Below are 16724 nucleotides of genomic sequence, written 5' to 3' on the forward strand. Positions count from 1 at the left end.
TTTGCAATAGCCCTTATCTTCATGCCAATTAAAGATTATATAAAGAGAGAGAGTTATGTTTAAAGGTGGAATGGGTAACATGATGAAGCAAGCGCAACAAATGCAAGAGCGCATGCAAAAAGCCCAAGACGAAATCGCAACGATGGAAGTTGTAGGTGAAGCAGGTGCAGGTCTTGTTAAAGTAACGATGCTTGGTAATCATAATGTTCGCCGCGTTGAGCTTGATGAAAGTTTAATGGAAGATGATAAAGACATGATTGAAGACTTACTTGCAGCAGCATGTAATGACGCAGTACGCCGTGTAGCTGATGAAACACAAGAGCGTATGGGCAAAGTTACTGGCGGTATGCAATTACCACCAGGCATGAAAATGCCGTTTTAAGTTAAAATATGCAACTTTCAGAGAGTTTAAGTCAGTTAATAGAAGCATTACGCTGCTTACCGGGCATTGGCCCAAAATCAGCGCAACGTATTGCATTTCATTTACTTGAGCGCGACCGTAAAGGTGGGAGCCAGCTGGGTAATGCATTAACAAAAGCGATGACTGCAATTGGTCATTGTCAATCGTGTCGTACATTTGCAGAGCAGCCACACTGTGATATTTGTTTAAGCATAAAGCGCCAAGACAGTGGTGTTTTATGTGTTGTTGAATCGCCTACTGATGTCTTGGCTATTGAACAAACAGGGCAGTATCAAGGTTTATACTTTGTTTTGATGGGGCATTTATCACCTATTGATGGTATTGGTCCTAACGAAATAGGCTTAGATACCCTTGAGAAAAAGCTACAGCAAGGCGGTATTAACGAAGTGATTTTAGCCACCAATCCAACGGTCGAAGGTGAAACCACCGCGCATTATATTGCGCAGCTTTGTCATCGTTATAAAGTAGAGGCTTCGCGTATTGCTCATGGTATACCTGTCGGTGGTGAGCTTGACTTACTCGATGGCATGACATTAATGCATGCGTTTAGTGGTCGCAGGGCAGTTACCGAAAATTAACTGTTAGCGTAATTAAACACTTTGAAAGAAAAAGCCTGCATTAACTTAGTTATGCAGGCTTTTTAATGGCTTTTAGCAAAACTCACATAAATATGTTTTTAATAAAATTGGTATTAGCAGGAATATAAATGCCTGAACAGCACGTAATAACTCCCAGCATAGTTGATGATTTTGTCGCCCCAATATGCACCGGCTTTTTAGACATACTCTATCAGGATGAAGATATTTTATTAATCAACAAACCCAGTGGTTTATTGAGCTTGTCGGGTAGAAACCCACTTAATTGGGACTCGGTACATTATCGATTAGTAAATGGGCAAGCAGGAGTTAGTCCGCCTTTCCCTGAAGCCAAATTACCGCATCGATTAGATTATGGCACATCTGGTATTATGGTCGTGGGGCTCAATGCTGAATCATCAAAACAGCTTAATAAGCAATTTCAGAACCGAGCGATTACAAAACACTATATAGCGATGTTACAAGGGTGGGTTGTGAAAGATGAAGGGCAGGTTATCGCACCGATAGCGAAAGACACGTTACTTTTCCCTTTAGTTAAAATTTGTGAGATTACAGGCAAAACCGCAGTAAGTGACTACAAGGTATTAAAGCGTATTGACCAACCAAAGCGAAGTTTAGTGCAGTATATGCCTATGACAGGGCGTACTCATCAACTTAGGATCCACAGTAAAGAGATGGGTCACCCTATTTTGGGTTGTGATCTATATAAAAATGAAACGAGCGAAGCAATGGCAGCACGGTTGCTTTTACACGCCAGTGACTTATTTTTTCAGCATCCAAAAAGTGGCGAGCAGATCCACGGCCATTCGCCATGTTTATTTTAAGCGTTAAGTTTAAATGTTAATAGCCTATTTACTCAGTTTAAATAATTATTTCGTTTGCCTTTTTTATATTTCCCCTTGAAGTTAACGAACCGCGCCCCATATTAAGTGCATAACGCAGAGACTTTGCTAATTGGAGAAACACAATGACTGCAGCACAAAAAGAAACATTAGGCTTTCAAACGGAAGTTAAACAACTATTAAACCTGATGATCCACTCACTTTATTCAAATAAAGAAATATTTTTACGTGAGCTTGTGTCAAATGCCTCAGATGCGGCAGATAAATTACGCTTTTTAGCACTTTCAAACGGTGAGCTTTACCAAGGTGATGCTGATCTTAGAGTACGTATCAGTGCAGACAAAGAAGCCAATACGGTCACTATTTCTGATAACGGCATTGGTATGACACGCGATGAAGTGATCAGCTCTTTAGGCACAATTGCTAAATCAGGCACAGCTGAGTTTTTTAAAAACTTAACAGGTGATCAAGGTAAAGACTCACAGTTAATTGGCCAATTTGGTGTTGGTTTTTACTCAGCATTTATTGTTGCAGACTTAGTTACTGTTCGCACTCGCAAAGCTGGTGAAGCAGCCGGTGTTGAATGGCAGTCGCAAGGCGAAGGCGAATACACATTACAAGAAATTGAAAAAGAAGGCCGCGGAACAGACATCATTTTACACCTTCGTGAAGATGAAACAGAGTTTGCTGATGACTGGCGTCTGCGTAGCATCGTGACTAAATACTCAGATCATATTTCTACACCTGTACAAATGTACAAAGCAGAAGTACCTGAGTCTGAAGGTGAAGATGGCGAAAAAACACCAGCAGTACCAGGTGAGTGGGAAAGCATTAACCGCGCGACTGCACTTTGGACTCGCGATAAATCAGAGCTTTCTGATGAAGAGTACAAAGAATTTTATAAGCATGTAAGCCATGACTGGGAAGAGCCGCTTAGCTGGGGACATAATAAAGTAGAAGGTAAAACTGAATATACAAGCCTGCTTTATATCCCTAAGAAGGCCCCATTTGATTTATGGAACCGTGAACGCCAAAGTGGTTTAAAGCTTTATGTACAACGCGTATTTGTAATGGATGACGCAGAACAGTTTATGCCAAGTTACTTACGCTTTGTTAAAGGTTTACTTGATTCAAATGATTTACCATTGAATGTATCACGTGAAATTTTACAAGATAACAAAGTAACGCAAGCAATTCGTAAGGGCTGTACATCACGTATTTTAAAAATGCTTGAGCGCATGGCTAAAAACAAAGCCGATGATTACCAAGTATTTTGGAATGAATTTGGTCAAGTGATCAAAGAAGGCCCAGCGGAAGACGCAGCTAATAAAGAAGCGATTGCTAAACTATTACGCTTTGCATCAACGCATACAGATGAAAGCACACAGAATGCGTCACTTGAGCAATACATTGAGCGTATGAATGAAGGTCAAGATGCAATTTACTATGTTGTGGCTGATTCATTTACCACAGCAAAAAGTTCACCGCATTTAGAGATCTTCCGTAAGAAAGGTATCGAAGTATTATTGCTAAGCGACCGTGTTGATGAATGGATGATGAGCCACTTAACAGAGTTTGCTGATAAACCATTTAAATCAATCACACGTGGTGACCTAGATTTAGGTAACCTAGATGATGAAGAGACCAAAAAAGCGCAAGAAGAATCTGAAAAAGAAGTTGAAGGACTTGTTGAGCGAATCAAAACAGCCTTAGGCGATACAGTAAAAGATGTACGCTTTACACATCGTTTAACTGATTCACCAGCCTGTGTGGTTGCAGATGATAATGACATGAGCTCACAAATGCAAAAGCTTATGGAGTCTGTAGGACAAGCAGCACCAGAAGCAAAGCCTATTTTTGAACTAAACCCAGAGCACCAACTTGTTAAACATTTAAATGTTGAACAAGACGAAGAGAAATTTGCTCAGTGGTCACATGTACTTCTTGATCAAGCTCTACTTGCAGAGCGTGGCACGTTAAAAGACCCTGCTGGGTTTGTGACACGTTTAAACAAACTAATGCTTGATCTAAGCAAGTAATTGCTCAAAAAATAACATTTTAATGAAAAGGGAACCTCGGTTCCCTTTTTTTATGGTGTGTGTGTAGTCAATTGGTATAAGTTGCTTGAGTATCGCAGGCGCTTATGGAAGAATTCAGGCTTTATAATAAATCATACTGATGCAAGATAAGTAAAATCAGTATCAAACGAGGACAATGATATGCGCATTATTCTTTTGGGCGCGCCGGGTGCAGGTAAAGGCACTCAAGCTCAGTTTTTGATGGACAAGTACGGTATTCCACAAATTTCTACTGGTGATATGTTACGTGCAGCAATTAAAGAAGGCACACCACTGGGTTTAGAAGCTAAAAAAGTAATGGATGCAGGTCAGCTAATTTCTGATGACATCATCATTGGTCTTGTTAAAGAACGTATTACTAAAGCGGATTGTGAAAAAGGTTTCCTACTTGACGGCTTCCCTCGCACAATTCCACAAGCTGATGCAATGAAAGAAAATGGCGTTGTCGTTGACCACGTTATTGAATTTGACGTCGCAGATGAGATCATTGTTGATCGTATGGGCGGACGTCGCGTTCACCCGGGTTCTGGTCGTGTATACCATGTTGTGTATAACCCACCAAAAGTTGAAGGCAAAGATGACGTAAGCGGTGAAGATCTTATCATCCGCGCTGACGATACTGAAGAAACAGTCCGTAAACGTTTAGGTATCTACCATGAGCAAACAATGCCATTGGTTGATTACTATCAAGCTGAAGCGAAAGCAGGTAACACTCAGTACCACCGTTTAGACGGAACACAAGCTGTTGAAGCGGTTAATCAACAGTTAGCTGAATTATTAGGTTAATAAGCTAATAATCTAAAAAAACCGCCAATTGGCGGTTTTTTATTATTAATACGACAATAAATCAGAGTGACTTTAAAGCACTAAGGACAGGCTCATACTTAGGCTCTGTTGATAGATCAGCCACTAATTGTTTGTAAACAACCTTATGATTTTCATCAAGCACGAAAACAGCGCGGGTTAATAACCCCATATCTTTGATCACTAGGCCATAATTTTGGCCAAAGTTACGCCAAACAGAGTCAGATAAAGTGACTACTTTATCGATGTTTTCAGCCTTACAAAAACGCGCCTGTGCAAAGGGTAAATCAGCACTGATAGTCAGCATGGCAATATTGGGAAATTGTGCAGCTACTTTTTCGTTAAAATGCTTTGTTTGAATACTACATACACCTGTATCCAGACTTGGAACCACGCTAATTAAAACAGCTTGTCCTTGGTAATTTGCTAAAGTGACCGGTGTGAAAGAACCGTCAACTACTTTAAAATCGGGCGCTTGTTCATTTAATTTCACTCCTTGGCCTAACAACGTTATGGGTTTTGATTGTGCGGTGACTTTCCCCGCATCTAACGTGTTTTCTGGAATTTCAGTCGCGAAAGCAACAGAGCAAAAAGCACTCAAGGCAAAACTGATAGAACGAAGCATAAGGTATTTCCTTTAGAATTAACGCAATTAGCCAGAGTGTATTATAATCATTGGTGCACACCAAGGTTTTAGTGAAATTTAAAATTGTAAATAGGTGTTACATTGATTAACATAATACAGTAATAAATGTTTATTCAATGATCAATAATAATAAATGTATTGTAACTAAAAAGTGGTTGCTATAAATAAACACTATCAGAGAGAAAATATGTCAACATCGGTACTAATTTGTGATGATTCAAAACTTGCGCGCCGTCAGTTAGCGCGTTCGTTACCCGATGATTGGGATATAAAAATAGAATTTGCTGAAGATGGCGTTCATTGTATCGAGCAATTAAAAGCAATTCGTCCTGAGATATTATTTTTAGATCTTAATATGCCGCAAATGGATGGCTATGAAGTACTGCAAGCCATTGAGGAATTACAGTTTCAAGTTCTTACTGTTGTCGTCTCTGGCGATATTCAACCAAGTGCCCATCAGCGTGTCATTGATCTTGGTGCAATCGATTTTATTCAAAAGCCATGTGATGCCCAAAAGCTTGCAGATATTATCGAGCATCATGGCATTAAAGATAAAGCCATGCGTGAAAGGCTCTCTCATAAATTGGGTGAGCAAGTTGACCCCGATGTAAGAGACATTTATCAAGAGTTAACAAACGTAGCAATGGGGCAAGCTGGGGATTTATTAGCACGACTGCTTAATGTGTTTGTTGAGCTACCGATTCCGAATGTAAATATCCTTGAAGTTAACGAGTTAGACATGGCGCTGCGTTCAATTGACGCAAATTCATCTACATCTGGTGTATGCCAAGGCTTTATTGGTGGAGGGGTTTCGGGAGAAGCGCTGCTACTGCTCAACGACTCAAGTTTTAAAGAAATAGCATCGTTGATGAACTACGAAGGCGAGCTTAACAATAAAGTTGAATTAGAATTGCTCATGGACATTAGTAACATACTAATTGGAGCGATTTTAACAGGTTTATCCAGACAACTTGATATGACCTTTAGCCAAGGTCACCCGGTCGTACTAGGGCAGCATTGCGATGTATCTGATCTAGTAAAGGCTAACAAGTCTCGTTGGCAGCGTACGTTAGCTATAGAAATTAGCTACGGTATCGAAAACCATAATATTAACTGCGATTTAATGCTGTTATTTACCGAAGATTCAATGAAAACTTTGAAATACAAAGTTGCTTACCTACTAGAAGACTAACATTATGCCTGCAGCAGATTTTAATATGAATGAAATCCATTGGTTAATGGATATGTTTAATACCGTTGATGTTGGTTTAGTGGTGTTAGATCGTGACTACAAAGTGTGTATTTGGAATGGTTTTATGGAAAACCATTCAGGTTTGCTACCAAGTGCAGTGAAAGACAAAGATCTATTTGATTTGTTCCCATCAATAGATGAAAAGTGGTTTCGTAGTAAGTCTGAATCAGTTTTCATTTTGAAAAATCGCTCATTTACCATTTGGGAACAGCAGCCTTATATTTTTAAGTTTAAAAATTATCGGCCAATAACAGGCAAAGCTGATCACATGTATCAAAATGCCACGTTTATTCCGCTTTCTAATACGATGGGCGAAGTTGGTCATATTTGCATTATTATTTATGATGTTACTGATGAAGCCGTCAATAAAAAAGAGTTAGAAGCCGTTAACCGCAAACTTGAACTAATAAGTCAAACTGATGCATTAACCCAGCTTGCTAATCGCGGTCACTGGGAAAATACTTTACGCCAAGAGTTTTTACGAATAAAACGAAGTGGTGGCTGTAGTACGTTGCTAATGTTTGATATTGACCACTTTAAAAAGATAAATGATGAACATGGACACCGTTGTGGTGATGAAGCACTGCGTAACATTGCCGACTTACTTCGTAAAACGTTACGTGAAACTGACGTAGCAGGGCGTTATGGTGGCGAGGAGTTCGCAGTAACATTACTTGATACGGATAAAAAAGGTGCACAGATATTTGCAGAGCGCTTAAGAAGTGTTATTGAAAACTCATCGATATTTTTTGATGGACAGCAAGTCACGATGACAGTCAGTGTAGGTTTTGCATGTTTTGATAGTAGTTTTGAACGTCACGAAAAGTGGATAGAGGCCGCCGATAAAGCGCTTTACCATTCAAAAGAAAATGGCAGAAACCTTGTTTCAGCTTTTAGTGATATTCCACAAAGCTAATAAAAGCGAGTAAAAGTAATGGTTAAGAAAATGACGCTATGGCGTCATTTTTTATTGTTCAATTATTCTGTTGTATGGCGAGAGTCATCAGATGGGCATTGCGCCACCGTACTTACTTCCCCAGACATAGACTCCTGCTCAAGTTTCACTTTAAAGCCCCATAGCCTATAGAGGTGTTTTAATACCTCGTCATGGGATTTAGCAAGCGGAATATTTTGATGAGGTACATAACGTAGAGTTAAAGAACGATCCCCTCTAATATCCACATCATAAACTTGAATATTAGGTTCGTGATTACTTAAATTATATTGCGCTGAGAGTGCCTCGCGTACTGCGTGATAACCACTTTCATCGTGAATAGCGCCAACGTGTAAATTAGGATCTTTTTCATGATCGATAATAGTAAATAATTTAAAGTCGCGGATCAGTTTCGGTGATAAAAACTGGCTAATAAAGCTCTCATCTTTAAAGTTTTCCATAGCAAAGTGCAGCGTATCTAGCCAGTTACTGCCAGCATATTCAGGAAACCACTGTTTATCTTCCTCTGTTGGGTTTTCACATATACGACGAATATCAACCATCATATTAAAACCTAATGCATACGGGTTGATCCCCGAATAGTAATTGCTGTTATATGGTGGCTGATAAACAACATTGGTGTGGCTTTGTAAAAACTCCAGCATAAACGAGTCGGTTAATTTACCTTCATCGTATAAATGGTTCAAAATAGTGTAATGCCAAAAGGTGGCCCAGCCTTCATTCATAACTTGCGTTTGTTTTTGCGGGTAAAAATACTGAGAGATTTTACGGACTATTCTAATAACTTCTCGTTGCCAAGACTCCAATAGTGGGGCATTTTTTTCAATAAAGTACAAAATGTTCTCTTGTGGTTCACGCGGGAAGTGACGTTCGTGCGGCTTTTTCTCTTGCTGATGAGATGGAATAGTACGCCAAAGCTCATTTACTTGTGATTGCAGGTAATCTTCACGTTCTTGCTGGCGCTTTTGCTCTTCAAATAAAGAGATTTGCTGCGGGCGTTTGTAGCGATCCACACCATAATTCATTAGCGCATGGCATGAGTCAATCAGGTTTTCAACATCGTCAATGCCATACTTTTCTTCGCAGCGTGCAATATAGTTTTTTGCAAACAGTAAGTAATCAATAATTGAGCTGGCATCGGTCCATGTTTTAAATAAGTAATTACCTTTAAAAAAGGAATTATGGCCGTAGCAAGCATGTGCCATTACGAGTGCTTGCATTGGCAGGGTGTTTTCTTCCATTAAGTAGGCAATACAGGGATCAGAATTAATAACAATTTCGTATGCTAAGCCCATTTGCCCACGCTTGTAGTTTTGTTCCGTTTGAATAAACTTTTTACCGTAAGACCAATGACTATAACCAATCGGCATACCGACACTGGAGTAGGCATCCATCATTTGTTCAGCCGTGATCACCTCAATTTGATTTGGGTAAGTATCAAGGCGATAATGTTCTGCTACGCGCGCTATTTCGTCTTGGTATTGCTGTAATAAATCAAATGTCCAATCTGGGCCATCACTTAAACGTTTATCGGTCATATAAATACCTCGCTGTACAGCTTAAGCTGCACCTTGGTGTTGACGACTTTTTTTAAATAGCTCTCTAAAAATAGGGTAAATATCTTCAACACTTCGAATATGTTGTATGGCAAAATTATCATTGCTTTGACAAATTTTTTCATACTCACGCCATAAGCTTTGATGGGCACGCGTCGTGATCTCAATATACGCGTAATAACGCACATCATTTAAGAGTTTATTACGCAATATTTCACCGCATTGTGGGGTGTCATCTGCCCAATTATCGCCATCAGAGGCTTGCGCAGCATAAATATTCCACTCACCCGCGTTATAGCGCTCTTGTATGATCTCATGCATTAATTTCAATGCGCTGGAGACGATTGTTCCGCCGGTCTCTTGCGAATAGAAAAACTCTTGCTCATCGACTTCTTTTGCTTGAGTGTGATGGCGAATATACACCACTTCAATATCTTTATAGCTACGTGTTAAAAACTGATATAGCAAAATATAAAAGCGTTTTGCCATATCTTTGGTTGCCTGATCCATCGAGCCCGACACATCCATAATACAAAACATCACGGCTTTACTCGTTGGGTGAGGTTGTTTTTCATAATTACGAAAACGCAAATCATAGTTATCAATAAAGGGCACAGCGCCAATACGTTTTTGCAATTGGGCAATTTCTTGCTCCATTAACGCTATGGCTGCTATATCTGGTTCAGGATCAGCCATTAACGCAGCAAGCTGCTCTTGTAACTGAGCTAGCTCACGTTTTTTACCTGCACTCATCGCAACGCGCCTTGCAAGTGAGCCTTGCAGTGAACGCACGATGTCGATATTACTAGGCATACCATCGCTGCAAAACCCGGCGCGATGTGTTTTCATTTGTACTAGTTTATCAAGTTGATTTTGTTGAAGGTTTGGTAGCTCTAAATCTTCAAATAGTAAATCTAAATACTCATCTTTAGAAATTGAGAATACAAAGTCATCTTCGCCTTCGCCTGAGTCACTTGCTTCACCTTCGCCCGCACCTCCACCTTGACCACCTTGCGGGCGCTTAATTTTATCGCCCGTAGAAAATTGATCGTTACCAGGGTGAATTTGCTCTCTATCGCCTCCTTTACCTTGATGAAACGTTGGCTCACTAATATCCCGCTGCGGAATAGAAATACTCTCTCCGCTACTGGTATCAGTGACACTACGTTTATTGATAGCATCTGATACAGCTTCTTTGATCTGTTTTTTATATCGCCTAATAAAGCGTTGACGATTTAACGTGCTCTTATTTTTACCGTTCAGGCGACGGTCTATAAAATGCGCCATAAAGACCCCCTAAAAATACACCTTTGTGTGTTATTGCGATTTACGCACTCGTAAATACCATTCAGATAACAAACGAACTTGCTTTTGGGTGTATCCTTTTTCCACCATTCGATTGACGAAGTCTTCGTGTTTTTTCTGATCTTCTGCAGATGTTTTTGCATTGAATGAAATAACAGGTAATAACTCTTCGGTATTTGAGAACATTTTTTTCTCAATCACAGTGCGTAGTTTCTCATAGCTGGTCCACAACGGATTTTTACCGTTATTGTGAGCACGAGCACGTAGTACAAAGTTAACTATTTCGTTGCGGAAATCTTTAGGGTTGGAAATGCCTGCTGGTTTTTCAATTTTCTCAAGCTCAGCATTTAAGGCTTCACGGTTAAATAATTGGCCGGTATCAGGGTCGCGGTACTCTTGATCTTGAATCCAAAAATCAGCGTAGGTTACATAGCGATCAAAAATATTTTGCCCGTATTCTGAGTACGACTCTAAATAAGCTGTTTGCAATTCTTTACCAATAAACTCAACATACTGCGGAATTAAATAGCCTTTTAAGTGACTCAGGTAGCGCTCTTCAACGTCAGCAGAAAATTGCTCACGTTCAATCTGCTGTTCAAGCACGTAGAATAAGTGCACTGGATTGGCGGCTACTTCCGTGGTATCAAAATTAAAGACGCGCGATAGAATCTTAAATGCAAAGCGGGTAGATAGCCCAGTCATGCCTTCATCAACACCGGCGTAATCACGATACTCTTGATATGATTTTGCTTTAGGATCGGTGTCTTTTAGGCTTTCTCCGTCATAAACGCGCATTTTTGAGTAGATACTGGAGTTTTCAGGATCTTTTAATCGAGATAATGTTGTAAATTTAGCCAGCGTTTCAAGTGTACCCGGTGCGCAAGGTGCGTTGTATAGTTCGCTATGCTCTAGCAATTTGTCGTAAATTTTTACTTCTTCTGAAGCGCGTAAACAATAAGGCACTTTTACAATATAAACACGGTCTAAAAATGCTTCATTATTTTTGTTGTTTTTAAAGGTTTGCCATTCAGATTCGTTTGAATGAGCTAAAATCATGCCGCTAAAGGGCAGGGCGCTAATCCCTTCTGTGCCGTTATAGTTACCCTCTTGTGTAGCAGTCAGCAAAGGGTGTAGCACTTTGATAGGCGCTTTAAACATCTCAACAAATTCCATCAAGCCTTGGTTGGCAAGACAGAGTGAGCCTGAGTACGCATAAGCATCGGGATCATTTTGGGCAAAATGTTCTAGCTGGCGAATATCAACTTTACCGACTAACGCTGAAATATCCTGATTGTTTTCATCACCAGGTTCAGTTTTGGCAATCGCAATTTGATTTAAAATTGATGGGTAACGTTTTACCACTTTAAATTGGCTAATATCACCATTAAATTCAGATAAGCGTTTAGTTGCCCATGGTGACATAATCGTTTTTAAGTAGCGTGGTTTTATACCGTACTCTTTTGCGAGCAGATCAGCATCCTCGTTAGGGTCAAACAGTGCCAATGGGTGATCGTTAACCGGAGAGCCTTTAATGGAGTAAATTGGCACCTGTTGCATTAGGTACTTGAGTTTTTCTGCAATGGACGATTTACCACCGCCTACAGGGCCTAGTAAGTAAAGTACTTGCTTACACTCTTCAAGTCCTTGTGCGGCATGTTTTAGGTATGAAACGATTTGCTCTATGGCATCTTCCATACCATAAAAATCATTAAATGCGGGGTAGCGTGCGACAACTCGGTTTGAAAATAACCGACTTAGACGTGCATCAGTTGACGTATCGACCATTTTTGGCTCACCAATCGCTGTTAATAATCGCTCTGGTGCGCTGGCATATGCCGATTTATCCGTTTTACAAATTTCTAAGAACTCAGCGATACTGTACTCTTCTTCCTGTGCCGCTTCGTATCGTGCTTGGTAATGCTCAAAAATACTCATGAAGACCTCCGAAAACCTGCTTAAACTAGGTGCTTAAAGATTAAAAATAAGCAAAGGTTATATAAAGCTTAGTCACGAATTTAGATTTTTGTGCAATAAAATTAAAAATTTATGTTAAAAAACAAAAAAGACGCCGAAGCGTCTTTTAAACTAGGTTAGCTCAAAATGAGCTGCTAATTATGCGAAGTTAGCGTTCGCGAATTCCCAGTTAACAAGCGACCAGAATGCTTTTAAGTAATCTGGACGAACGTTACGGAAATCGATGTAATAAGCATGTTCCCACAGATCCACAGTAAGAAGCGGTGTAACACCGTCTTGAGTTAGTGGAGTTGCTGCGTTAGATGTATTAACAAGGTCTAAAGAACCATCAGCTAATTTTACTAACCATGTCCAGCTTGAACCAAAGTTGTTTACAGCTTTGTCATTAAAAGCTGTTTGGAATGCTTCAAAAGAGCCCCATTTAGCATTGATAGCATCTGCAACCGCGCCCGTTGCTTCGCCACCGCCATTTGGAGATAGGCTGTTCCAGTAAAAAGTGTGATTCCAGATTTGTGCTGCATTGTTAAATACACCACCATCTGAAGAACATACTACTTCTTCAAGTGTTTTATTTTCGAATTCAGTACCACCAACTAAACCGTTAAGTTTAACAACGTATGTGTTGTGGTGCTTGCCGTGGTGAAACTCTAACGTTTCTTTTGAAATGTGTGGCTCAAGTGCATCAATTGCATATGGTAGTGACGGTAGTTCAAATGACATTTTTATCTCCATCTTCTTTTGGTTGATAGTCCGTTTGGTAATACGTAATGCCTGCTCGAACAGACCACTTATCTATACCAAACAGAATTATAGTGTTACTATAATTGTTGAGTATTTTACTCAAGTTTTAGCAAACAGCAATGCCAAACAGCAATGCAAATGCAAGACTATTTCGATTGCGGCTTTATTTGCCCACTTTAAGATACATATATGAGGCTTAATGAAAAATTTTCAAGCCTTGATATGTTCAGCTATCGTCATTTTTGAGGTTGTAGATGGAAACCATAGATAAAATTAAACAGCAAATTTCTGAAAATCCAATTATCCTTTATATGAAAGGATCGCCTAAATTACCAAATTGTGGTTTTTCTTCACAAGCATCTCAAGCATTAATGTCATGCGGTGAACCGTTTGCTTATGTTGATATTTTACTTAATCCTGATATTCGTGCTGAATTACCAGCATATGCTAATTGGCCAACATTTCCACAATTGTGGGTTGATGGCGAATTAATCGGTGGATGTGACATCATTATTGAAATGTTTCAACGTGGTGAGTTAAAACCACTGATTATTGAAACAGCAGAAAAATATAAAGAAGCTGATGCTGAATAAGCATTGCTGAAATAGAAAAACCACTTTATATGAAATGCCAGTCAGCTAATACTGACTGGCATTTTTATTTATAAAATTGGAAAAAGCGCGTTCGTATGTAAATAACGATTCTCTGATACCAATCGTGTTAAGTTAATGAGAATTTATAGCGAAAGATAAACGCAGTTATCGCTTTATTTAGCCCGTTAGAATGGTTAAATATTTAAGCCAATTGGTATCACTGTGCCAACTCGTTCAATAGCCTCAACGCGCCAGAAGTAGCGAGCGGTGTCGACAATTAATCTAAAACCATTGAGTATTAATTCAGGCTTTAAAAAGTGGTCGCATAATTCAAACTTACGACCCGTTCATGGCGCTTATCACGCAGTTCTGACTGACTCAAAACCCCAGAACGATTAGGGCTATAAAAGTGCCTATACTGCATTGATTGAGCACGGTTCAACTGAGATACTGTAAAAGTAATTACACTTGAGCCAAACCCTTTATATTCTATAAAAGCATCAAAATCTTCTTGTTCTTTTAGTTCAACGTATTCAGACACATAATAGTTTTTTCGTGTATTTTTCCCTATGTAGTTTACCCCCCAAGAAAAGTCATGCGCTATGATGTCTTGGCGGATCTGCGCTTTTAATGTTGGCCGCTGCTGTTGATTAATCGCTCTATCCGTTAATGTTATCGGATCTGAATAGGAGCTTTTTTGTGTTGTAAACTCAATATCCATAACGCCATTGGGGAGCACAAAATCTAAACCTAAAGAAACATCGAGATTGATCCCCATAACTCGGGCATTACCTCCATTGGCAATCCCTTCGGCTCCTGAAGGTAAAATTTGATACTCTAAACCGTCTTGATGCCATTGTCCGAATAGCGTCATTTTAATTACATTTTTGTCACTCAATTGGTAGTTAGAATCCACACTTAAGCGGTAGTAACTATCTGGTTTTAATGCGGGGTTACCCGCTTGCTGCCTATTTGCTTCAGCATTACTTTGCGCAGCAAATAATTTAAACGACAGTTGATTTACCACTCGGTTAAACTGTACTTGCCCCTGCCATTTAGGTGTAAGTTGATGTGAATAGGCTAAACTTGGTTTAATAAACAGGTAATCATCTTGATTACTGGCATCTCCCTTTACTTCAATACTTGAATGCTCTAAGGCTATTCCTGCGTTAAAGCCTGTTGTGCTGTCTAACTGCCAGGCATGATTATAAAAAACTTCAGCCCTTTGCTCTTTTATTTCTACATTGGCGGCAGGTAATTGCACAACTTGCTGCACATTATTTTGTGTTTTAAGGTAGCGTGTGTTGTTGTTGGCATAGTTATAGGTCAGTTCAACGCCTAGCTCTTGACTGCTTTTTGTGTGTTTTTTCTGTGCTGTGCCACGATAAATAGATTCCCATTTATTACGTTGAAAGTCATAATTTTCATAACGGGGCATTGTGTCGATAAATGCTTCTGTTTGCCTGTCGACAGTCCAATGTGTGAAATTAACAATTCCAAGGTGTTTAAGCCGCCAATTAGCAACAGGGAGCGACCAATTAAATCCAGCTTCAGCTGTGTGATACACACTGTCGCGGTCATTATGCAGTACCTCGATACTGTTTAATGTTGTTGTGGTACGCTGTAACTGAGGTCGATACTGACTTTTACCAACCCTAAATGTAAACTGTTGTTGTTCATCTTGCTGTTGTCTAGATGCGTCACCAGAGATAAAAATTTCATTTAAACTTTCCTTTTTAACTTCGGTCGCATTATTTACGTGACGACCTGCCTGTGAGGTTAGCTCATACTCTGATTGACTAGGAATATCTTTAAACTTTATATCCCCTTTAAAGTTACTCTGCCACTGCCCTAATTGCGTGACATAACTGATTTGCGCCTCGGGGAAGAGTACATCCTGTCCTGCTTTTGATAATGTAATGCTATATTGTCCTGCTTGTAATTGCGGTACTCTAACAATATTTGCAACCATTGCTTTACCTGACGCATCACCCACACCAGATGCTGAACGGTTAATTTCAATATAGGCAACTTGCTGCGCTGGGATCCGTAGTAATGCTTCTTTTAAGCCACCGGATTTTGCAGATAATCTAGCGCCGTCAATGAGAATGTTCCCAGCGCCGCCTGAAAAACCCCTAACACTTTTACCTAGATCAACTTTAAAACCAGGGAGCCTATTAACCATATCAAAGGCTGTTTGTACCGAATAAACCGTAAAGAAAGAAGGATCATACCGCTCTCTTTTTTCTGCATAAGTTAATGAAGAAAAGCAACATGTTATACTTAAAAAAAGTGTCGCAACAACGCGTAACTTGGAAAGCAATTTTATTATCCTTAACATTTTTTATAAAAAGCGATTGAAGTTGATACTATATAACATATCAGCTTCATATGAAAATGCGTTGCAATCACCTATTTATAAGTTAAATAGTTAATAATTAAACAAAAGGGGCGCGTATTGCCTTTTGCTTGTAAACATTTTTAAGGTGAGATAGAAGTAAAACGAGTTAACCGCAGTGGCGGTTGGCGAGTCTAAGTTACGACGTCTGTGGCAATATGATGAAAGGCGATAGTTTAGCTCGGGCGTGTTGACCTTTCGTGATTAATCTTGCAGCAGTCTATTTGGTATTTAGGCAAGGCAGCGCCTATGGTGTGTGGTTGTTCCCCATAAATAGGCGATAACGCAGTATAAATGCCAAACATGCGCTGCCCAAAGGGTTCTTTCTAGGGGCGATTAACTCTTTGTTACCTACACGGATGTAGGTAAGGGGCGTGAGCAGGACGCGGAAGCTTTGCTCGATTTTTACTTATTCTCACATGGATGTGAGCCAGTAGAATAACGCAGGAGCAGTTATCGAGCCCACTCGATTCCAAACCTCGCGCCGCGATTAAATCGCCCCTAGATTGAACAAATTTCAATCCACAAAGGTCAACACGCCCTTGCGACATCTATACCCAAAT

At 39.8% G+C, this 16724-nt stretch carries 14 protein-coding genes; 8 read left to right on the plus strand and 6 right to left on the minus strand.

The features are described from left to right. Positions 1-55: 55 nt before the first annotated feature. The 5 genes from ACJJVX_RS12335 (at position 56) to adk (ending at position 4723) form a co-directional block, all read left to right on the plus strand. Positions 56-382 carry a YbaB/EbfC family nucleoid-associated protein gene (locus ACJJVX_RS12335; protein WP_004588122.1) on the plus strand — a complete coding sequence of 109 codons (327 nt, stop codon included), beginning with the start codon at positions 56-58 and terminating at the stop codon, positions 380-382. 8 nt (positions 383-390) lie between these two features. Then, complete coding sequence (gene recR, locus ACJJVX_RS12340) at positions 391-999, plus strand: recombination mediator RecR (RefSeq protein WP_054205762.1); 609 nt, start codon at positions 391-393, stop codon at positions 997-999. A 128-nt stretch (positions 1000-1127) separates the two neighbouring features. Beyond that, positions 1128-1841 carry an RluA family pseudouridine synthase gene (locus tag ACJJVX_RS12345; protein WP_054455056.1) on the plus strand — a complete coding sequence of 238 codons (714 nt, stop codon included), beginning with the start codon at positions 1128-1130 and terminating at the stop codon, positions 1839-1841. Between the two features lie 143 nt (positions 1842-1984). Beyond that, on the plus strand, positions 1985-3898 hold the full coding sequence (htpG, locus tag ACJJVX_RS12350) for a molecular chaperone HtpG (protein WP_054205764.1): 1914 nt from the start codon (positions 1985-1987) through the stop codon (positions 3896-3898). A 180-nt stretch (positions 3899-4078) separates the two neighbouring features. Then, entirely contained in the window at positions 4079-4723 is a 645-nt protein-coding gene (adk, locus tag ACJJVX_RS12355) for an adenylate kinase (RefSeq protein WP_054205765.1), read from the plus strand. Between the two features lie 61 nt (positions 4724-4784). On the opposite strand, the gene tpx is transcribed toward adk, so the two are convergent. After that, the gene (gene tpx, locus ACJJVX_RS12360) at positions 4785-5366 is read right to left on the minus strand and encodes a thiol peroxidase (protein WP_054205766.1); all 582 of its coding nucleotides are present in this window, start codon (positions 5364-5366) and stop codon (positions 4785-4787) included. Positions 5367-5574: 208 nt separating this feature from the next. On the opposite strand from tpx, the gene ACJJVX_RS12365 reads away from it, so the two are divergent. Together ACJJVX_RS12365 and ACJJVX_RS12370 are read left to right on the plus strand one after the other, a co-directional pair. Further along, on the plus strand, positions 5575-6579 hold the full coding sequence (locus ACJJVX_RS12365) for a response regulator (RefSeq protein WP_054205767.1): 1005 nt from the start codon (positions 5575-5577) through the stop codon (positions 6577-6579). 4 nt (positions 6580-6583) lie between these two features. Then, complete coding sequence (locus ACJJVX_RS12370; protein WP_054205768.1) at positions 6584-7555, plus strand: diguanylate cyclase; 972 nt, start codon at positions 6584-6586, stop codon at positions 7553-7555. A 62-nt stretch (positions 7556-7617) separates the two neighbouring features. Here the strand turns inward: ACJJVX_RS12370 and ACJJVX_RS12375 are convergent, their stop codons facing one another. The 4 genes from ACJJVX_RS12375 to ACJJVX_RS12390 all read right to left on the minus strand — a co-directional run bounded on the left by ACJJVX_RS12375 (position 7618) and on the right by ACJJVX_RS12390 (position 13149). Beyond that, positions 7618-9132: a SpoVR family protein gene (locus ACJJVX_RS12375; protein WP_054205769.1), complete on the minus strand. Its 1515-nt coding sequence runs from the start codon at positions 9130-9132 to the stop codon at positions 7618-7620. A gap of 21 nt (positions 9133-9153) precedes the next feature. Next, complete coding sequence (locus tag ACJJVX_RS12380; protein WP_054205770.1) at positions 9154-10437, minus strand: YeaH/YhbH family protein; 1284 nt, start codon at positions 10435-10437, stop codon at positions 9154-9156. A gap of 30 nt (positions 10438-10467) precedes the next feature. Then, complete coding sequence (locus tag ACJJVX_RS12385; protein ID WP_054205771.1) at positions 10468-12390, minus strand: PrkA family serine protein kinase; 1923 nt, start codon at positions 12388-12390, stop codon at positions 10468-10470. A gap of 177 nt (positions 12391-12567) precedes the next feature. Continuing rightward, positions 12568-13149 (minus strand): superoxide dismutase, encoded by a 582-nt coding sequence (locus ACJJVX_RS12390; protein WP_054455059.1) that lies wholly within the window; start codon positions 13147-13149, stop codon positions 12568-12570. 275 nt (positions 13150-13424) lie between these two features. On the opposite strand from ACJJVX_RS12390, the gene ACJJVX_RS12395 reads away from it, so the two are divergent. Beyond that, complete coding sequence (locus ACJJVX_RS12395) at positions 13425-13763, plus strand: Grx4 family monothiol glutaredoxin (RefSeq protein WP_054205773.1); 339 nt, start codon at positions 13425-13427, stop codon at positions 13761-13763. A 310-nt stretch (positions 13764-14073) separates the two neighbouring features. On the opposite strand, the gene ACJJVX_RS12400 is transcribed toward ACJJVX_RS12395, so the two are convergent. Further along, complete coding sequence (locus ACJJVX_RS12400) at positions 14074-16086, minus strand: TonB-dependent receptor domain-containing protein (RefSeq protein WP_405631682.1); 2013 nt, start codon at positions 16084-16086, stop codon at positions 14074-14076. Between the last annotated feature and the right edge of the window lie 638 nt (positions 16087-16724).

It is taken from the genome of Pseudoalteromonas sp. Ld20 (assembly GCF_045064175.1).
Lineage (GTDB): Bacteria > Pseudomonadota > Gammaproteobacteria > Enterobacterales > Alteromonadaceae > Pseudoalteromonas > Pseudoalteromonas neustonica.